The sequence below is a fragment of the Corallococcus sp. M7 genome, assembly GCF_054512695.1.
This window is the reverse complement of sequence record NZ_CM137252.1, coordinates 952,672-972,171: the sequence shown is the minus strand read 5'-3', so window position 1 is coordinate 972,171 and position 19,500 is coordinate 952,672. Positions and strand designations below refer to the sequence as shown.

13 protein-coding genes and 1 pseudogene are annotated in these 19,500 nt (G+C 70.1%); 7 read left to right on the top strand and 7 right to left on the bottom strand.

Features of this window, described 5'->3' with window-relative positions; all coding sequences use genetic code 11:
- Nucleotides 1–8 precede the first annotated feature (8 nt).
- The 3 genes from ACX114_RS04120 to ACX114_RS04110 are packed head-to-tail and all read right to left on the bottom strand — an operon-like array spanning nucleotide 9 to nucleotide 2,970.
- Nucleotides 9–791, bottom strand: coding sequence for a LytR/AlgR family response regulator transcription factor (locus ACX114_RS04120; protein ID WP_459294925.1), 783 nt, complete (start codon nucleotides 789–791; stop codon nucleotides 9–11).
- Nucleotides 784–1,896, bottom strand: a complete 1,113-nt coding sequence (locus ACX114_RS04115; protein WP_459294923.1) for a sensor histidine kinase — start codon at nucleotides 1,894–1,896, stop codon at nucleotides 784–786. The genes ACX114_RS04120 and ACX114_RS04115 overlap by 8 nt, the downstream gene beginning before the upstream one ends.
- Before the next feature lie 54 nt (nucleotides 1,897–1,950).
- Nucleotides 1,951–2,970, bottom strand: a complete 1,020-nt coding sequence (locus ACX114_RS04110; protein WP_459294921.1) for a zinc-binding alcohol dehydrogenase family protein — start codon at nucleotides 2,968–2,970, stop codon at nucleotides 1,951–1,953.
- 86 nt (nucleotides 2,971–3,056) lie between these two features.
- Between ACX114_RS04110 and ACX114_RS04105 the strand changes: the two are divergent.
- Nucleotides 3,057–3,323: pseudogene (locus tag ACX114_RS04105) on the top strand (winged helix-turn-helix transcriptional regulator); the annotation flags it as partial.
- Between the two features lie 145 nt (nucleotides 3,324–3,468).
- On the opposite strand, the gene trhA reads toward ACX114_RS04105, so the two are convergent.
- Nucleotides 3,469–4,125, bottom strand: coding sequence for a PAQR family membrane homeostasis protein TrhA (gene trhA, locus ACX114_RS04100; RefSeq protein ID WP_459294919.1), 657 nt, complete (start codon nucleotides 4,123–4,125; stop codon nucleotides 3,469–3,471).
- 128 nt (nucleotides 4,126–4,253) lie between these two features.
- Between trhA and ACX114_RS04095 the strand changes: the two genes are divergently transcribed.
- The gene (locus ACX114_RS04095) at nucleotides 4,254–4,892 is read left to right on the top strand and encodes a TetR/AcrR family transcriptional regulator (protein WP_459294917.1); all 639 of its coding nucleotides are present in this window, start codon (nucleotides 4,254–4,256) and stop codon (nucleotides 4,890–4,892) included.
- Nucleotides 4,893–4,903: 11 nt separating this feature from the next.
- Here the strand turns inward: ACX114_RS04095 and ACX114_RS04090 are convergent, their stop codons facing one another.
- Nucleotides 4,904–6,748 (bottom strand): RCC1 domain-containing protein, encoded by a 1,845-nt coding sequence (locus ACX114_RS04090; protein WP_459294915.1) that lies wholly within the window; start codon nucleotides 6,746–6,748, stop codon nucleotides 4,904–4,906.
- 261 nt (nucleotides 6,749–7,009) lie between these two features.
- Here ACX114_RS04090 and ACX114_RS04085 point away from each other — a divergent pair, with 261 nt between their 5' ends.
- On the top strand, nucleotides 7,010–8,803 hold the full coding sequence (locus ACX114_RS04085) for a M4 family metallopeptidase (protein ID WP_459294913.1): 1,794 nt from the start codon (nucleotides 7,010–7,012) through the stop codon (nucleotides 8,801–8,803).
- A gap of 62 nt (nucleotides 8,804–8,865) precedes the next feature.
- Here ACX114_RS04085 and ACX114_RS04080 read toward each other — a convergent pair whose 3' ends face one another.
- On the bottom strand, nucleotides 8,866–10,758 hold the full coding sequence (locus ACX114_RS04080; protein ID WP_459294911.1) for an RCC1 domain-containing protein: 1,893 nt from the start codon (nucleotides 10,756–10,758) through the stop codon (nucleotides 8,866–8,868).
- Nucleotides 10,759–10,874: 116 nt separating this feature from the next.
- Nucleotides 10,875–12,788, bottom strand: a complete 1,914-nt coding sequence (locus ACX114_RS04075; protein WP_459294909.1) for a propionate--CoA ligase — start codon at nucleotides 12,786–12,788, stop codon at nucleotides 10,875–10,877.
- A gap of 145 nt (nucleotides 12,789–12,933) precedes the next feature.
- Between ACX114_RS04075 and ACX114_RS04070 the strand changes: the two genes are divergently transcribed.
- From ACX114_RS04070 to ACX114_RS04055, 4 genes are all read left to right on the top strand, one after another.
- The gene (locus tag ACX114_RS04070) at nucleotides 12,934–13,332 is read left to right on the top strand and encodes a hypothetical protein (RefSeq protein WP_459294907.1); all 399 of its coding nucleotides are present in this window, start codon (nucleotides 12,934–12,936) and stop codon (nucleotides 13,330–13,332) included.
- A gap of 35 nt (nucleotides 13,333–13,367) precedes the next feature.
- Nucleotides 13,368–13,874 (top strand): hypothetical protein, encoded by a 507-nt coding sequence (locus ACX114_RS04065; RefSeq protein WP_459294905.1) that lies wholly within the window; start codon nucleotides 13,368–13,370, stop codon nucleotides 13,872–13,874.
- 174 nt (nucleotides 13,875–14,048) lie between these two features.
- Complete coding sequence (locus tag ACX114_RS04060; RefSeq protein ID WP_459294903.1) at nucleotides 14,049–15,908, top strand: hypothetical protein; 1,860 nt, start codon at nucleotides 14,049–14,051, stop codon at nucleotides 15,906–15,908.
- A gap of 40 nt (nucleotides 15,909–15,948) precedes the next feature.
- Nucleotides 15,949–19,464 carry a hypothetical protein gene (locus ACX114_RS04055; protein ID WP_459294901.1) on the top strand — a complete coding sequence of 1,172 codons (3,516 nt, stop codon included), beginning with the start codon at nucleotides 15,949–15,951 and terminating at the stop codon, nucleotides 19,462–19,464.
- Nucleotides 19,465–19,500: the final 36 nt, after the last annotated feature.

The following is a 19,500-nucleotide window of genomic DNA, read 5'->3' as shown; positions in this document are numbered from 1 at the left end:
GGGAGGCTTCAGCGGGCCCGGCCCAGGCGCCGCTCCAGGTGCTCGCGGCGGCTGCGGCTGACTCGCAGGCGCATGCCGCTTCGCAGCACCACCACCTGCTCCGTGGGCGAGGGCCGGTGCACTTCCTGGATGCACGCGACGTTGACGATGGCGGAGCGGTGGATGCGCACGAAACGCTCCGGGTCCAGCCGCGCCTCCAGCGCCGCCAGGGTCTCGCGCAGGACATGGGCCTTCCCGTCCGCGTGCAGCGTGACGCAGTAGTCGTCCGCCTCCACCCACTCGATGTCCGCGACGGGGACGAGCACGGAGCGCAGCCCCACGCGCACCAGCAGCCGGTCCGCGGGAGGCTCGGCGGGCCTGGGTGCCGGACCCGCGTCCGCCAGCAGGTCCGCGAGCCGCCGGCCCAGCTCGGCGGCCTCGCCCGCGCGCAGCCTCTGACGGGCCCGGGCCAGCGCCTCGTCGAAGCGCGCGTCGTCGAAGGGCTTCACCAGATAGTCCACCGCGTGCACGTCGAAGGCCTTCACGGCGAAGGTGTCGAACGCGGTGATGAAGATGACGGCGGGCATCTGCTCCGCGCCCACCTCGCGCAGCACACCAAAGCCATCCAGCTCCGGCATCTGCACGTCCAGCAGCACCAGGTGGGGGCGCTGGGCGCGGATGGCCTCCACCGCTTCGCGGCCGTCGCGGCACTCGCCGCACACCACCGCGTCCGGATGGCGCGCAAGAGCCTGCCGCAATCCCTTCCGGGCCAGCGGCTCATCGTCCACCAGCAGCACGCGCAACTCAGCCATGCGCCACCCTGGCGGCACCCGGCATGGAGCGCCACGGCAAGAGGACCGTGGCCACGGTGCCCTGCCCTTCCGCGTTGGTGACTCCCAGCCGTCCTGCTTCACCGTAGAGCTGCGTCAGACGCGCGCGCGTGTTCGACAGGCCGATACCGCTTGCCGCTTCCAGGTCGAAGCCCCGGGGCAGTCCCGGACCATCGTCTTGCACGGTCAGCTCCAGCGCGTCTCCGCACCGCCTCGCTCCGATGCGCAGGACTCCGGACGCGGAGCGCACGCCGATGCCGTGGCGGAGCGCGTTCTCCGCGAGCGGCTGGAGCACCAGGTGGGGCACTCGGGCCTCCAGTGCTTCCGGCTCCACCGCCCACTCCACCCGCAGCCGGTCCGCGAAGCGCAGCTGCTGGAGCTCCAGGTAGCGCGACAGCACGGCCACCTCGTCGCGCAGGGACACCTCCTGGGTGGCCCCCTGCTGGAGCAACTGCCGGAGCAGGTCGCTCAGCAGCACCAGCATGCGCGCGGCCTCCTCCGTCTCCTTCTCGCGCACCAGCACCACGATGGCGTTGAGCGTGTTGAAGAGGAAGTGCGGCTGCAACTGCGTCTGGAGCGCGAGCAGCCGGGACTCGGCCAGTTGCACCGCGAGCGCCGCGGCCTGCCGCTCGCTGTCCCTCGCCCGCTGCGAGGCCCGGGTGGCGGAGGCCACCGCCAGCACCGTCGCGTAGGCCATGCCCATCATCGGCAGCCAGCCCCACCAGGCCCGCAGCCAGCGCGCGGTCCAGGTGGCATCCCGCCCGGGCATGAACTGCGCCGTCGTCAGCGCGTACACGGCGGCGAACAGGGCACCCATGCCCAGACACGCCGCCAGATGCACGAGGACGGGGCGCGGCCTCGGGGGACTCAGGGGCTCGCGCGCCGCGAGCCGGGTGAGCCATGGCGTGAGGGGCAGCCACACGTACCAGGCGGGCATCTGCGCCGCGAACACCCGCCACAGCGCGGGCGCCCCGGCCATGTCCCGGCTGAACGTGTACGTCTCCAGCGCGGAGAAGAGCGCGGGCGCGGACCACGCGGCGGCCCGCTTCGCCCAGGCACGCCACGCGCTTCCGGAGGTGTCTTCCACGATGCCCGGGAGTCTACCGGCGGGCGTCGCGGACTTCACCGCCTCCGCGAAGGCTCAGGGGAAGCCGCTGAGCACGATCTTGCCCAGCGTGCGGCCCGTCTCCACCGCCGCGTGCGCGCGCCGGAGGTTCGCGGCCGTGAGCGGACCGAAGTCCTGGGTCATGGTCGTCCGCAGCGTCCCCGCCTCCACCAGGTCCGCCACCGTGTCGAGCAGCCGCTGCTGGGAGAGCGGATCCGCGTCGTAGAGCGCGCGCGTGAACATCAGCTCCCAGTGGAGCGCCAAGCTCTTGCGCTTCATCGCGTTCACATCGAGCGGCGTCTGCGGGTCGTCGATGATGCCCAACTGCCCGAAGGGCGCCATCAGCTCCACCAACTGCGCGAAGTGCTGCTCCGTCGCGGTGAGCGCCATCACGTAGCGCACGCCGCCCGGCACCAGCGCCTTCACCTGCTCGGCCAGGGGCTGACGGTGGTCCACCACGTGGTGCGCGCCCAGGGACTTGCACCACTCCACCGTCTCCGGCCGCGACGCCGTGGCGATGACCGTGAGGTCCGTCAGCTTGCTGGCGATTTGAATGGCCATGGAGCCCACGCCGCCCGCGCCGCCCACCACGAGCAGCGCGTCCCTGGAAGTGCCCGTCTTCCGCTGAGGCACGCCCAGGCGCTCGAACAGCAACTCCCACGCGGTGATGGAGGTGAGCGGCATCGCGGCCGCCTGGGCGAACGTCAGCCCCTTCGGCTTGCGGCCGACGATGCGCGCGTCCACGACATGCAGCTCGGAGTCCGTGCCGGGCCTCGCGATGGAGCCCGCGTAGAACACCTCGTCACCGGGGCGGAAGCGCTTCACGTCCTTGCCCACCGCCTCCACCACGCCGGCCGCGTCCCAGCCGAGCACTCGCGGCGAGGACTCCACCTTGTCCTTGGGCGCTCGGACCTTCACGTCCACCGGGTTCACGGAGACGGCGCGCACGCGCACCAGCAGGTCTCCGGGGCCGGGCGTGGGGTCCGGCAGCTCCACGTCGACGAAGGCTTCGGGATGGTCACTGGGGAGGTACTTCGTGAGGGCGACGGCTCGCATGGGGGCTCCTTTGCGTGCAACATCGTCCCGAAGGTTGGAACGGACAAGTACGCAGGATTTCCGCCCATACGCACGAAAAGGGAACCATGGCCCGTCACAAGACCTATGACTGCTCCGCGGGATGCCCGGTGTCCGCGACGCTGGATGTGATTGGCGGCAAGTGGAAGGGGCTCATCCTCTACCACCTGCTCGAAGGCACGCTGCGCTTCGGAGAGCTGCGCAAGCGCATCCCGGACGTCACCCAGCGGATGCTCACGCAGCACCTGCGCGAGCTGGAGGAGAGCGGGCTCGTGCACCGGCAGGTGTACGCGGAGGTCCCGCCGCGCGTCGAATACAGCCTCACGCCGCAGGGCCAGACGCTGCGAGGCGTGATCGCCGCGCTCAAGTCCTGGGGGGAGACCTACCTGGTCCGGAAGACTCCGAAGCAGGCGCCAGAGCCCGCCGCGGCCCCCGAAGCGCCGGCTCGCCGTCGCGGGGCGCTGAAAGAAGCGCGGCGCCCTACCCCGCCGCGCGCACCAGCCGCAGCACCACCGCGAAGTGCAGCGCCGCGCCCACCAGCGTCATCGCGTGGAACACCTCGTGGTAGCCGAAGACGCCGGGCCGGGGGTTGGGCCGCTTGAAGGCATACGCGAGCGCGCCCAGCGTGTACGCCAGCCCTCCGGCGATGATGAGCAGGCTCGCGCCCGAGCCCACGGCGCGGAAGACGTCGCCGAAGTACGGCATCATCGTCCACCCCACCCCGATGGCCAGCGCCGCCGTCACCCACTTGGGCGCGCCCACCCAGAACAGCGATTGCAGGATGCCCAGGAGCGCCCCCGCGTAGAGCCACGCCATCAGCGTGTTGCCCACCTCGGGCGGCAGCCCCAGCAGGATGACCGGCGTGTACGTCCCCGCGATGAGCAGGAAGATGGCCGCGTGGTCCGCCCGGCGCATCCACGCGCGGGCCTTCGGCGACCAGTTCACCCGGTGGTACGTCGCGCTGATGGTGAACAGCCCCACCAGGCTCAGCGCGTACAGCGCGGACGCCACCGCCGTGCGCGGCGTGGGTGCCATCGCCACCAGCACCACCCCCGCCCCCACCGCGAACGCCGCCGCCCACTGGTGCAGCACACCCCGAAGCTTCGGCTTCTCCATGCCCAGCACCGCCCCGCTCATCCGCGCCCCACAGTGGACTCGACACACCTTGAAACGAAGCATTTCATGACGGTGCCGACCCCTGGTTTCACCTACGATACAGTAGGTTTCGGCTCGGTAAGTTACTGATGGGTAGGTTCGAGGTCAACTTGAAGAAGAAACAGCGGCTCACGGGCGCGGAACGCCGGGTCCAGTTGATGGAGATCGGCCGGGCGGTCTTCGCCTCGAAGGGCTACGAGGCGACCTCGATTGAAGAGGTTGCCCAGCAGGCGGGCGTGTCCAAGCCCATCGTCTACGAGCACTTCGGCGCGAAAGAGGGGCTGTACGCGGCCATCGTGGACCAGGAGCTGGAGAACCTGGTGGCGCGCGTGTCCGCGAGCATCGCGCAGGGCACGCCCCGGCAGCGCTTCGAGGACGCGGTGCTGGCGTTCATGGCCTACGTGAAGGAGGAGCCGGCGGGCTTCGCGGTGCTCACGCGGGACTCGCCCACGGCGGCGGCGCGGCGCGGACTGACGCGCGTCATCGACGACCTGGCCCAGCGCGTGAGCGACGTCTTCCGCAGCGAGTTCGAGCGCGCCGGCTACCCGCCCAAGGTGGCGCCCATCTACGCCAACGCGCTGGTGGGCATGGTGACGCAGGTGGGCCACTGGTGGGCCGCGGAGGGCAAGGCCTTCTCCACGGAGAACGTGGCCCGCCATGTCGCGGCGCTCGGGTGGATGGGCTTGAGGCACCTGCCCAAGGACCCGGCGGCCCCCGGCGCGAAGCGCGAGCCCAAGCGCCGGAGCTGAAGGGCCCGCGTCTACCGCCCGGCCGGAGAGGCGGAGAACACCTGGACGACGTCCCCGGCCGGAGTGCACCAGGTGAAGACGGCCCCGTCCGCGCGCTGGGCGAAACAGCTGCTCTGGCCCAGGCGGCTCATCGCGGGCAGGGAGGCCACTCGCGTGGGTTCCGGGAAGTAGAAGAACCAGGTGTAGAGGCTCCCGTCCTCCCGCAGGGCCGTGGATTGGCTGTTGAACGCGCCCCCACCGCCGATGGCCGCCACACGTGACAGCCCGGGAACGCGCAGGGGCACCGTGCGGGACCCCTGCTGGGCACCAGGTCCCCAGGTGTAGACCGTCCCGTCCGCGCCCAGCGCCAGGCTCGAGCTCATCGCGGAAGAGATGGCGACGATGCCGGAGAGGGAGTCGAGGCGGGTGGGGGCCGTGGCCTCCTGGCTGACGCCGTTGGCCCAGGTGAAGACCGCCCCCGTCTCGTGCAGGGCCACGCCGTGCGTCAGCTCCGTGGAGACCCCGGAGATGCCGGGCGGAAGGTCCACTCGCGAGGGGATGGCGCTGCCATTGCCCCAGCTCCAGACCGTGCCATCCACCCCCAGCACCAGGGAATGGACGTTCACGGCGGCGATGGATGCGATGCGGGGAAGGCCCTCCACCACGACGGGCGCGCGGCGAATCGTCGCGAGGTCTTCATCCGCCAGTTGGCCGTAGGAGTTGTCACCCCAGCCGAAGAGCGTGCCGTCCGCGCGCAGCGCCAGCGAGTGCCCGGTGCCCGCGGCCACGGAGACGATGTCCGTGAGGCCCGGCACCTGCGCGGGCACGGGCTCCAGGTTGGCGGTGGAACCCGTCCCCAGCTGCCCCAGGGCGTTGCCGCCCCACGCCCAGACGGTGCCGCCCGCGCGGATGGCCAGGAAGTGGGTGGTTCCCTCCGCGAGCACCGGCGGCAGCGCGGGCCCGGGCTTCACGCACGTCGACAGCTTCTCCTGCGCCCGGCCACCATGCGGGTCCGTGACGGTGACGGTGAGGTCGCAGGGCTTGCAGTCCGCCACCGGAGGTTGCGCCGTGGGCGTGAAGCGCGTGCTGGCCGCCGAGCTGTCCTCGAACACGCCAACGCAGCCGGCTGTCCAGGCATACGTCAGCGTTTCGCCCTCGGGATCCACGGACGTCACCGCCAGCGCTGCCCCTTCACCCACGCTCACCTGCGGGGCGGCTTGCGCGAAGCGCACGGACGGCCACACGTTGAAGAGGACCTCCGACAGGGGCTTCGCGTTGTGGACGGGCAGCTTCACGGTGAGCACGCCCGACGGCCCCCGCGCCTGCGTCAGCGTGAGGGTCAACGCCCCGTCCGCGACCCGCGAGCCCGTCCAGGTGGTCTTGAGCGCGCCGGAGTCGGAGAAGTCGCCGTCGACGGAGGACGTCCAGGCGGCGACGGGCGCGCCCCCGGTCGCGGAGCCACGCACGGTGGCGGTCAGCGACACGGCCTGGCCCACGGACAGGTCCCCCGGGGACGCCACGAGCGAGGTCACCACGGGCACGTCCGAGTCCGGCTGGGAGGACGGGAGCAGCAGGTAGACGGCCGCGGATCCGGCCTCTTCCGTCAGCGCCACGTCCGACACCGTGGCCTCGTGGAGCCGCGCGCCCGAGCCATCCAGCGCCGCGCCCACGAAGGTGTGCCCGGCGCCCACGGGTACCGCGCGCAGGACGCCGGACCAGCGGCCCGCCTCCTTCTTCAGCGTGACGGTCCGCGCCGGCATGTCCGGGCCGGAGACGGTGACCTGAACGGAGGCCACGTTCTCATCCGGCGTCTCCAACTGGAGCGAGGTGAAGACATCCACGGCGGCGACGGATGAGTCCTTACAGCCGGTCGCCATGCAGGCGAGCACCGCGAGAACAGCAAGGCCCCTGACTGACAATGACATGCATTCCCCCTGTGAGAGCTCCGGACGGGACCCGGATGCGACACGCGTCGGGGCGTGTCTTACCCAGACATCCCGTGCATTGAACAGGTCCTCCAGGTCACGGCCGTGGCCGCTTCGCGAGAACCCGGGTCTCCTGAATTGCCCAGGAAATTTCTTTTCTGGGTGAAAGCACACCCCCTGGAAAGCGCCCCTTCGCGCGAACCGGAGTCCCCCATGCGCATCCGTCACTACGCCTCGCTCGCGTCCTTCCTGCTGCTGGGAAGCGCCTGTGGTCCCACCGACACCGCTGACAACACTCCCCAGACGGATGCGCAGCAGACCCGCGCGCTGGCCGCGAAGCCCGTGCGCGGCGACGGCCTTCGCCAGCTCCAGGCGCAGCGCCCCGGCTTCCTCAAGGGAGCAGGCGAGCTGACCTCGCGGCGCTTCCACGTGGACGGGCGCGGCCAGGCGCATGAGCGCCTCTCGCAGACGTTCCAGGGCGTGCCTGTCTTTGGCGCGGCGGCCATCGTCCACCTGGACTCGAACGGCGCGGTCGCGGGCGTGACGGACAAGCTCGTGCGCGACCTCAAGGTGGACACCACGCCCAGGCTCCGGGCCCAGGAGGCCATCGAGCGCGCAGTGGCCAGCCAGGAGGCCACGGGCAGTGTGGTCACGGGCGCGCCCCGCGCGGACCTGCAGATCCTCGCCGACAGCAAGGACACCCGCCTGACGTGGCGCGTGCAGTTGGAGACGACGGACGTGGACGGCCTGCCCTCCATGCCGAACGTCTTCATCGACGCGCGCACCGGTGACTCCGTCTGGGCTTTCGACAACCTCCAGACCACCCGCAACCGGAAGACCTACACGGCGAAGAACCGCACCACGCTGCCCGGCACGCTGGTGCGCAGCGAGGGCCAGGGCGCCTCCGGCGACGCGGTGCTGGACCAGGCCCACGACAACGCGGGCTTCACGTACGACTTCTACGCCAACGTGTTCGGCCGGGACAGCTACGACGGGCTGGGCACCGCGCTCACCTCCAGCGTCCACTACAGCAAGAACTACGTGAACGCGTTCTGGAACGGGACGCAGATGGTCTACGGCGACGGTGACGGCTCGCAGTCCAGCGCGCTCACGGTGCTGGACGTGGTGGGCCACGAGCTGACCCACGCCGTCACGGACACGTCCTCGGAGCTCATCTACGCCAACGAGTCCGGCGCGCTGAACGAGGCCATGTCCGACGTCTTCGGCGCCGCCATCGAGGCGTACCGCGACGGCGCCGTCACCGCCAACACCTGGAAGATTGGCGAGGAGTGCTGGACGCCGGCCACCGCGGGCGACGCGCTTCGCTACATGAACGACCCGGCCATCGCGGGGGACTACGACTACTACCCCACGCGCTACACCGGCACGTCGGACAGCGGCGGCGTGCACTGGAACTCCGGCATCGCGAACCTGGCGTTCCACCTGATGGTCAACGGCGGCACGCACCCGCGCGGCAAGACGAGCAACGTGGTGCCCGCGCTCGACGCCAACGCCTACGCCAGCATCATGAAGGGCGCGGCCATCTTCTACCGCGCGAACACCGTCTACCTGACGCCGGGCAGCACCTTCGCCGACGCGCGCGGCGCCACCGCGCAGGCGGCTCAGGACCTGTACGGCTCCAGCGCCGCCACGTCCGTCAACGAGGCCTGGAGCGCCGTGGGCGTGGCCGCGCCGCCGGTGTGGACGACCCTCACCACGCTGACCAACGTCTCCGGCGCCCGCAACAGCAACACCAACCTGAGCTACGTGAAGCCCTCCGGCGCCACCGCGATGCGCTTCGCGCTGGCGGGCGGCACCGGTGACGCGGACCTCTACGTGAAGTTCGGCAGCGCGCCCACGACCACCACCTACGACTGCCGCTCCGCGGGCGCCAGCAACGACGAGACCTGCACCATCAACGGCGCGCAGTCCGGCACGTACTACGTGCTCATCCGCGGCTACAGCGCCTTCTCCGGCTCCACCTTCACGGTGAGCTCCGGGCAGTAGTTGTCCGCCGGCGCGGCCTCCACGGCCCTGGGGGCCGCGCCGGGCTTGTCATCAGACCGCGCCTACCGCTCCGCCGCGGGACGCGAGAGGACCTGGACGGCGCCCCCGTTCGAGTTGCACCAGGAGAAGACGGCCCCGTCCGCGCGCTGGGCAAGACACGCGCCCTGGCCCAGGCGGCTCATCGCGGGCAGGGAGGCCACGCGAACGAGGTCCGGGAACAGGCGGCTCCACCAGATGACGCTCCCATCCTCCAGCAGGACCGCGGAGGCGTCCTCGACCAGGCCTCCACTGCCAATGGCCGCGGCGCGCGGCAGCGAGGCCATCCGCTGAGGCTCGGTCCGGGAGTTCGTCGCCGGGTCCAGCCCCCAGGAATAGACCGCGCCATCCGCGCCCAGGGCCAGGCTCCTGTTGTAGCCGCTGGAGATGGTGAGGATGTCGGAGAGCGTGCCGAGGCGCGTGGGCTCCGTGGGAGCGCCGCTGAAGCCCAGGCGCCAGGTGAAGAGCGTCCCCATCTGGTGCAGGGCCAGGCCGTCGTTGATCTCCAGGGAGATGGCGGAGATGCCGGGCGGCAGGGCCACCTCCGCGGGCCGGGCCTTGCCATTGCCCCAGCCCCAGACCGTCCCGTCCATGCCCAGCGCCAGCGAGTAGATGTTCCGGGTGGTGATGGCCGCGATGCGCGGCAGGCCCTCCACCACGGCGGGCGTGCGGCGGACGAGCGTGCGGTCCTCGTCCGCGAGCTGGCCGTAATCGTTGCCGCCCCAGCCGAAGAGCGTCCCATCCGAGCGCAGCGCGAAGGAGTGCACGGAGCCCGCGGCCACCGCGACGATGTCCGTGAGGCCCGGCACCTGCGCGGGCACGGGCTCCGAGGTGGCGGTGGAGCCCGTCCCCAGCTGCCCCTGGCTGTTGTTGCCCCAGGCCCAGACCGTGCCGTCCGGGCGGATGGCCAGGGAGTGCCCGTTGTCCTCCGCCAGCCGCGTTGGCGCGGCCGGGCCGGGCTTCACGCACGTCGACACCGTCTCCTGCGCCTGGCCGCCATGCGGGTCGGTGACCGTGACGGTGAGGTCACAGGGCTTGCAGTTGACCACCGGGAGCTGCGCCGTGGGCAGGAAGCGCGTCGTGGCCGTGGCGGGGTCCTCGAACACGCCCACGCAGCTGGCCTTCCAGGCGTACGTCAGCGCTTCACCCTCCGGATCCACGGACGTCACCGACAGCGCCGCCCCGTCCTTCACGCTCGCCTCCGGAGTGGCCTGCGCGGAAGCCACGCGCGGCGACACGTTGAAGAGGGCTTCCGACAAGGGCCTGACGTTCTGGACGGGCAGCTTCACGGTGAGCGCGTGGGACGCGCCCTTCCCTTCCGTCAGCGTGAGGGTCAGCGCCGGATTCTCCGTCCGCGAGGCCGTCCAGGTCGTCTGGAGCGAGCCGGCGTCGGAGAAGCTGCCACCGGTGGCGGACGTCCAGGCGGCGACGGGCGCGCTCCCGGCACCGGTGCCCCGAACGGCGGCCTTCAGCGAAACAGGCTTGCCCCCGGTCAGGGTCCCGGGGGACGCCACGAGCGAGGTGACGACAGGCACGTCAGAGGACGTCTGGGACGACGGGAGCAGCAGGTAGACGGCGGCGGATCCGGCCTCCTCCGTCAGCGCCACGTCCGACACCGTGGCTTCATGGAGCCGTGCCCCCGAGCCATCCAGGGCCGCGCCCGCGAAGGTGTGCCCGCCCCCAACGGGCACCGCGTCGATGACGCCCGACCAGCGGCCCGCCTGCTTCGTCAGCGTGACGGTGCGCGCATCCATGTCCGGGCCGGAGACGGTGACCTGGACGGAGGCCACGTCCTCATCCGGAGCCTCCAGCTGGAGCGAGGTGAAGACATCCACGGCCGGGCCGGATGATTCCTTGCAGCCGGCCGCCACGAAGGCGAGCACCGAAAGGACCGCGAGTCCCCTGACGGACAATGACATGCATTTCCCCCTGTGAAGCTTCCGGACGGGTTCCGGAAGCAACTGTTCCAGGGGCGCGTCTTACTGAAGCAGCCTGTCCATTGAACAGGCCCCCAGGTCTCAAGCGCGAAAACCTTTCAAGCCTTCGGGAATCGCGCCTTGAGCGCGGCCTGGATGCCCTCCAGCGCGCCCGGATCCTCGATGGTGGTGAGGTCGCCCGGCTCACGGTCCTCCGCCACGGCCTGGATGCTGCGGCGGAGCAGCTTCCCGGAGCGCGTCTTGGGCAGGTTCGCCACCACGTAGACCGCCGCGGGGCGGGCCACCGCGCCCAGCGTCCGGCCCACCGTGTCCATCACCTCGCGTGAGAGGGCCTCCCGGTCCTCCTCGCGGTGCAGGCGCGCGGGGTCCTTGGGCACGGCGAAGGCCATCACCACCTGGCCTTTCAACTCATCCTTCACGCCCACCACCGCCACCTCCGCGATGGCCGGGTGGCCGCTGATGGCCTCTTCAATCTCACGCGTGCCCAGGCGGTGGCCCGCCACGTTGATGACGTCGTCGGTGCGGCCCAGGAGGAAGTAGTCCCCGTCCGCGTCGCGCGTGGCCCAGTCGAAGGTGTTGTAGAGCGGCGTGTCGAAGCTGGAGAAGTACGTGGAGACGAAGCGCGCGTCGTCGCCCCACACCGTGGACAGACAGCCCGGCGGCAGCGGCGGTTGGATCACCAGCACGCCCTTCCGGTCCGCCGCCGTCACCTCCTCGCCGCTCAGCCCGTCCACCAGCTTCACGCGGTAGCCGTAGATGGCCGCGCCCGGTGAGCCCAGCTTGCGCTTGCGCGGCTCCACCCCGGGGACGGGCCCGAGGATGGGCCAGCCCGTCTCCGTCTGCCAGTAGTTGTCCAATACCTGCGTGGCCGGCAGCGCATCCGAAATCCACGCGTGCGTGGGCGCGTCCAGCGGCTCACCCGCGAGGAACAGGTAGCTCAGGCTGGACGTGTCGTGGCGCTTCAGGAACGCCGCGTCCTGCTTCTTCAGGATGCGGATGGCCGTGGGCGACGTGAACATCACGCTCACCCGGTACTGCTCGATGAGCCGCCACCAGACGGCGGCATCCGGCCGGATGGGCAGGCCTTCGTAGAGCACCGTCGTCATGCCGTTCAGCAGCGGGCCATAGACGATGTACGAGTGGCCCACCACCCAGCCGATGTCGGAGGCGGTGAACATCACCTCGCCGGGCTGGCCCGTGTAGATGTGGCGCATGGACGCGGCCAGCGCCACCGCGTAGCCGCCCGTGTCGCGCTGCACGCCCTTGGGCTTCCCGGTGGTGCCGGACGTGTAGAGGATGTAGCTGGGCTCCGAGGACTCCATCCACTCCACCGGGACCTGTGCCCCTTCGTGCTCGCGGCCCAGCGTGGCGAAGTCCACGTCGCGCTCCGGCGTGACGGGACTGTTGGGAACGAGCCCCCGGTCCAGCACCAGCACGCGCGCGGGCGGGTGCTTCGCGAGCGAGAGGGCCTCGTCCACCAGCGGCTTGTAGGGGACGACGCGGCCCGCGCGCATGCCCGCGTCCGCCGTCACCAGCAGGACGGGCTTCGCGTCGTCGATGCGCATGGCCAGGCTGTGCGCCGCGAAGCCGCCGAACACCACCGAGTGGATGGCCCCCAGCCGCGTGCAGGCGAGCAGCACGAAGACGGCCTCCGGCACCATGGGCATGTAGACGATGACGCGGTCCCCGCGCTTCACGCCCAGCGAGCGCAGCATGGCCGCCGTCCGGTTCACCTCCGCGTGCAACTGCGCATAGGTGTACTGGCGGCGCTGGTCCGTCTCGGTGGACTCGAAGACGAGCGCCGGCTGGTCCGCTCGGGTGGCCAGGTGCCGGTCCACGGCGTTGTGGCACAGGTTGGTGCGCCCGCCGACGAACCAGCGCGCGAAGGGCGGCCGGGAGGCGTCCAGCACGGCGTCGAACGGCCGCTCCCAGTCGATGAGCCGGGCCTGCTCCTCCCAGAACGCGTCCGGCGCTTCGATGGAGCGGCGGTAGAAGTCCAGATAGCTGCCCATGCGGACGCTCCCGAGAAGAGGATGTCTCCTGACGATAGGGGCGGGTCCGCGGAGGTGGGAAGGACGCCCTCCGGAAGATGCCCGGGAATAATCAGCGCGGCGGGCGTAACCCCATCAGCCTTTCCACTGATGGGGAGTCCACACCATGAAGCGTTTCACGCAGGCGTTGGGAACGTCCGTCGCGCTGGCCCTGCTGGCCGTCCCCGTGGCGTACGCGGGGTCGAAGTCGTACTTCAACGTGGTCGTCAACACCTCCATCCGCTACGCGGAAGGGGCGCAGGGCACGGCGCGCAACAGCGGCGACACCGTCCAGCGCATCTACTGCCGCACGTCCGCGGACTCGGCGGGAAATGAGTCCGTGCGGTGCTACGCCACGTCCGCGGCGAACGTGACCGCGACCTGCTTCTCCACCCTGCCCGCGCACGTGCGCAGCGCGCAGTCCGCCGGCGACGCGTCCTTCCTCTATTTCACCTGGGACACGAACGGCGTCTGTCAGTCGCTCGACGTGCTCAAGGGCTCGCACCTGGAACCGAAGGCGCCGTAGTCCCGCTGCTTGCGCCGCGCCCCCGGAGCCTCCCGATGAAGACCTTCCTCCAGACACTGTTGTCACAGGTCCCGGGCATCGCGCTCGGCATCACCGGGGGCGTGGCGCTGACCTTCGCCACCTTGGAGTCCCGCGTGGAGCGGATGCTGGACGCGCAGACCCGTCAGCTTCGCGGGCTTGCGCAGTCCTGCCCCGCCCCCACCTCCGGGGTGATGCGGACGCAGGACAACCGCGAGGAACTGCGGCTGATCCGCGAACAGCTCGCCATCCTCGCGGCGAGGGAGTCCGTGACGGCCCCACCCGCACCGCCCGTGGAGCCAGCGCGTCCCGCCCCCACGCCCGAACAGCTGGAGGCCTCCCGCCAGGGACAGCGGGTCCTGGACGACGCCATCCTGCGTGGCCGCTGGACGGATGATGATCAGCGGCGCTTCCACCAGGCCCTTGGCGCCGGCCCGCGCGAAGAGGCCGAGGCGATGGAGCGCAACCTGTCCGTGGCCATCAACAGCGGACAGCTCCGTCCGGTACTGGGCGAAGAGCGTTAGGACGCGGAGCGACGCAGATGCGTCCGCGCAGCACGCAGCTTCGCGAGCGTGCGTGGATCGCGGACGTGATCACGCGAGGTTGCGGTCTGGTCCTGGCCTTGCAGTTGGAGAGAGCGTGTCCGTGAAACAGGTTGTGTTTCACGGCGTACGCCCCCTCACCCGCCAGGTCCTGCCATGACGATCTCGACGTCCCTCACCATCCAGAACAACTCTGGCTGCCCCATCGATAACCTCGGGGGGCCCGACTACAAGGACGGCTCGCTCAGCGGCAGCGCGCCCGCCAGCAGCATCGCCGCGGGCTCCAGCACGACCTTCAAGGTCGAGCAGAACAACTCCCTCTCCCCAGGTCCTGAAGGCACGGTGACGTACAAGCTGGAGACGGGGAACGAGCAGGTCCCCCTCTCCTTCTACTGGAACTACTCCAGCGGCGCGCAGCACAACGAGTCCTATACCGCCACCACGAACGACAGCCTGGCGCCGGTGGTCATCACCCAGACGGACACGGACGGGGACCACCACGCGACCACCTACCGGGTGGACTTCAAGCCGCGTGCTCCACATGAGTGGGACCTGGTGTGGGCGCTGTCCGTGGGGCTCATCAACAAGCAACTGAACGCGCTGCTCTACTACCAGCTCATCCCGTCCTCCTTCACGCAGGCCGCCAGCGGCGGAGCCCAGCTCACCGTGGCGACGATGGGCGCCCCGACCGTGTCGGTGCCCGACGACCAGACGACCCACCTGGACGTGCACCTGGCCTTCACGAAGGCAACCCTCCAGTACGTGGAGTCCGGCGCGACGAAGACGCAGGACCTGACGGGGATGACGGTCATCGTGTCGCTGGACCTGTCGCAGGCGCAGGTGACGGACCCCAACACGCTGGCCGCCACGACGGAGGCGAAGCAGCACATCCAGGGGCTCCAGTCGCTCAACTACTCCGTCTACCGCCTCTTCCTGGACCTGGCCAACCCGTCGCTGTTCCGGTCGCTCCAGGTGGTGAACGCGAGCAACCAGCCCGTGGCGCTCAGCCAGGCCGCGCAGAGCGCGCTCCAGGCCACGCTGGCCGGCGTGGGCCACATGGACGTGGCGTACACGACGCAGGCGCCGGGCAGCCCCGCGAGCATCGTCCCCACGCTGGCGAAGGAGCGCACGACCCGCTACAGCACCAACGGGAACTTCAGCACGCTCAACGTGTGCATGATGAGCCGGGGCCGGAAGGAGCCCAGCTGGGGCTCGCGCTTTGGCTTCACCGCGCCGCTGGCCGCCACCACCAACCCGGACGGCACCCCGGCGGAGGCGCGGGCGCGGATGTTCCTCAGCCAGGACACGCTGGGCGAGGGCTACCTCAAGCCCACCGTGCTGCCCGCCATCCTCAAGGCCTCCGGCATCCCCGGCAGCAGCGCCCGGCTGGGAGCGCTGACGTACCAGTCCTCCGGCTCGCGCAACAACTCCAGCAAGAACGACGGGCGCGGTGAGTTCGTCCAGGTGAACAACGGCTTCGACCAGTACGTGTTCGGCACGGAGGCCATCGTCTTCACCACCCAGCCCAACCTCACCCAGACCGACCGCTGCACGCTGTCCCTGTCGGGGGAGTTCCAGGTGAACATCGAGGTCAGCCAGTATCCGCTCGACTTCATCGGCCTGGGCATGAAGGACGTCCTGGGCAAGGCCGCCTACGTGCAGCCGTGGACGGGCACCATCACCATCGCGGCCGGAGACGGCGGCAAGCTGGTGACATCCGTGAGCATCGTGCTGGGCCAGGCGCCGGCGCCGTCCGTGGACAAGACGCTGGATGGCTGGGTCTTCAACGCGTTGGACAAGCTGTTCAACTGGTCCTCCACGTCGCCGCAGGACGCCATCACGGACCAGGCGCAGAAGTTCGCCAACGACCTGGCCAACACCTTCCGCGACAACGCCTCCACGCAGCTGGACATCGAGGACTGCGTCGTGCTGCCCACGGGCGTCGCTCGCTCCTACAGCCAGTTCATCTTCAACACCGAGGGCGCCGCCCAGGTGGACGTGACCTTCCCCAGCTGAAGCGGCCCCTCCCTCGCAAAGACATCCCAGGAACCCATCCATGTCCCAGACCACCGAAACGAGCTCGGCGACGGGCTCGGCGACCGTTTCCTCCAGCCTGATGTACAACTACCTGGCCGCCACCTCCGTGGACGCGGCCTATCCCCTGGCCTCCGCGGAGGACACCGGCGGCTCGCCGCTGCTGTTCAGCGTGGGCGCGTCCGCCTCGGGCACCACGCGCAAGACGCTGTGGGTGATGTTGCGCGACACCACCGTGACGACCGGCTGGCGCCAGGTCGAGCTCAGCCCGGACTCAAACCACGACGTGCAGGGCTACGCGGTGGTCCAGGTCCCCTCGGGCCAGGTCATCATCGCCGTGGCGATGGATGACGGCGCGGGCGGCAGCCGCGTCTTCGTCTCCCCCGCCCTCACGCCCACGCCGGACGGCGGCCCGTGGAGCACGCTCAACACCGCGTGGGTCCAGCGCAACGGAGCCCCCGCCGGCCTGCCCGTGCAGCGGCTCTTGCTGGGCGACTTCGTCAGCGCCAGCGAGGCGCCGCTGCTGGTGGCGGAGGTGAAGAACACGAACGGCACCACCGGCCGCTACTTCGTGGACGCGTCCACGAGCAACACGGCCAGCGCGTGGGTGAACTGGGCGCCGCCCAAGGACATGGCGACGCTGCACGACGTGGTGGTGGCCCGCGCGTCCATCACCGGCATCGCCTACCGGGGCACCTGGTCGCTGTACGACGACAACACCGGCAAGCGGTGCCTTACCTTCACCAGCCTCCTGGACCCGGCCACCAGCACCACGCATACGCTGTCGGTGACGGCGCCGTCGGGCGCGCGCTGCCTGTGGGCGCTGGAGGACCGGCAGAACCAGGGCCTGAGCGCGCTGTACGTGGGCGGTGACGGGCTGTCGTGGTTCCCCTCCACGGGATTGAAGAACGCGAAGAGCACCGCGCTGGCCATCGCCTCCTCGGACCTGCTGTCCGGTGTCACCTCCGTGCTGGCGCAGCAGGATTCCCAGCGCGTCAGCGTGTGGGCGGTGGACGGCAGCCAGCGGCTGTTCTCCCTGAACAACGCGGTGGGCGCCACCACCGGCTGGTCCGCGCCGCTCCAGCAGCGCGAGCACGTGGCCCAACTGGCACCGCGCCGCAACCAGAAGCGCTCCACGGGGGAGCTGTTCGTGAGCTCCTCGGACAACAGCCTCATCACGTACCTGTGGCAGGACCCGGACACCACCGCCTGGCAGAACACGGACATGGTGCTGCCCACGCTGGCCAACGGGCAGGAGTTCCCCAGCTACACCACGGTGGTGCGCTTCACGGACGCGCAGGGCAAGCCCCTGGTGGGCCAGACGGTGCAGGTGAACGCCTCCGAGTGGTCCCGCGTGATGGTGAACGGCTACTGGACGGACCTGGACTCCAGCACGCGCGTGCAGGTGAAGACGGACGCCGCCGGCACGGTGACGCTCATCAACAAGGTGTCCGACGTGGGCACGCCCGTATTCCGCTTCAGCGCGCCGTTCCTCGCCCAGGACGTGACGGCGGACCCCAGCGCGGAGCTGCGCGCGAACCTGGCCGCGAAGCTCAAGGGCCAGGACCTGTCCCAGTGGAAGAAGCCGGACGGCACGCCCGTGGTGCCCCCCGGCGCGGACCCGGACCTGGTGGCGCAGGTGCAGGCGTCGCTCCAGCAACTGATGGACAACATGGGCAGCCTGCCCGCGGACGGCTCGTCGGCGCCCCTGGACACGGCCCCCGCTCCGGCGCCCACGGCGATGGCGAGGACCCAGCCATCCTTCAAGGTGCTGGGCACCGTGACGAACGCCATCGAGACGGCGGCGGGCGACGTGCTCCAGGCGCTCAAGAGCGCCGCGGGCGCCGTCTATGAGTACGTCATCCAGCCCATCGTCAGCGGCACGAAGACGCTGCTCCAGTTCTTCGTGAAGATTGGCGAGCAGGTGGTGACGTTCGTCGTCCGGACGATCAAGGAGGCGCTCCAGCTCATCAGCTGGCTGTTCCAGCAGCTGGCGGTGCTGATTGAAGACATCATCGCGTTGCTGGGCTTCCTGTTCGCCTGGGACGACATCCTGGCCACCCAGCGCGTGATGGAGGCGATGACGAAGGACGTCGTCCTGGCGCTCGCGGGCAAGATGAAGGGCATGGAGTCCTCCATCACGGAGTACTTCAACGGGCTCATCGCGAAGTGGGACGGCGTCTGCCAGCAGGCGCTGGGCATGCCGGACGTGACGACGCAGCAGGTGGTGACGCAGACGCAAGCCGAGCAGACGCCGGAGCAGAAGTCCGCCACGGATTGCCTCACCACCAGCCCCGGCGCGACCTTCTCCACCTACCAGGTGTCCCACGGCGGCATCGGCGACAGCACGGCCGAGGACTCCGACGCGCCGGTGGCCCAGGCCGTCACCGACTTCCTCCAGACGGTGGGGAACATCCTGTCGGACGTCGCGGACTCGGTGAAGGAGCTGTGGCAGGGGCTCCAGACGATGGTGCAACAGGGCACCGTCAGCCTGCACTCCATCGTCACGTTGCTGGCGGGCGAGGCCGCGAAGACGCTGCTCGCCGCCGCCAGGGACCTGCTGGTGGGCCTGTGCGAGATCATCGCGGACGTGAGCCAGGCCATCCTGGATGACGTGCTCCTGCGCCCGTTCAACATCCCGGTGTTGAGCTGGCTGTACAAGAAGCTCACGGGTGAGGAGTCCCTGACGATGCTGGGCGCCATGAGCCTGCTGGCGGCCATCCCCGTCACGATTGTCTTCAAGCTGCTCACGGGCAGGGCCCCCGTCCCCGAGCAGCAGACGTCCAGCTTCATGCGGGTGATGACGCCCTGGCGGACGACGTCGCTCATGGCACTGCCCGAGTCGAAGGACGACGATGGGAACAACGTGATTGGAGACTCCGCCCACAACTACTCGGTCCTCGGCGGCGCGCTGTCGATCGTCTCCTCGTTCTTCTACACGCTCTTCCTGTCGGGAGGGCAGCTCACGAAGAGCGAGGTCGCGCAGCGCTGGTTCTCCACCGGGCAGACCGTCTCCACCTGGACGGGGGTGGCGGGGAGCTTCCCCTTCGACGAGGACGTGCCCTCGCAGCAGCTGGACCGGATGGTCTGGGCGCTCTATTCCCTGGAGGCCGTGGTCACCGGGCTCGTGTGCCTGGCGAGCTGGACGCGCGGCGCGGACGTGAAGGCCCGTGGGCTGGCGAAGGCCCTGGAGATGACGGACAACACGCTGCTCACGTTCATGGGGCTCGTGAGCCTGGTGCTGTCGGTCGTCAGCTACATCCTGGAGCTGGATGGGGAGATCCCCGCCTCCGTGCCCTACCACTCCAAGCTCTGGGACACGGAGAAGTTCGGCGCCAATGTCCTGGGCTTCGGCGGCATGACGGGAGAGGGCGTCGCGGGCCTCATCCCGGGTGAGACCGACAAGGCGCTCATCCTCGCGGGCTCGGCGGCCGCGGAGTGGGGAGCGCTCGTGCTCGACGTCGTCCGCTGGGCGGACGCCGTCATCTACAACAACTTCGGTGACGGCACGGACAAGAAGCTCTTCCAGCTCTGGTGAAGCCAGACGCCCCCGTCCCCTGGCTCCATGCCGGGG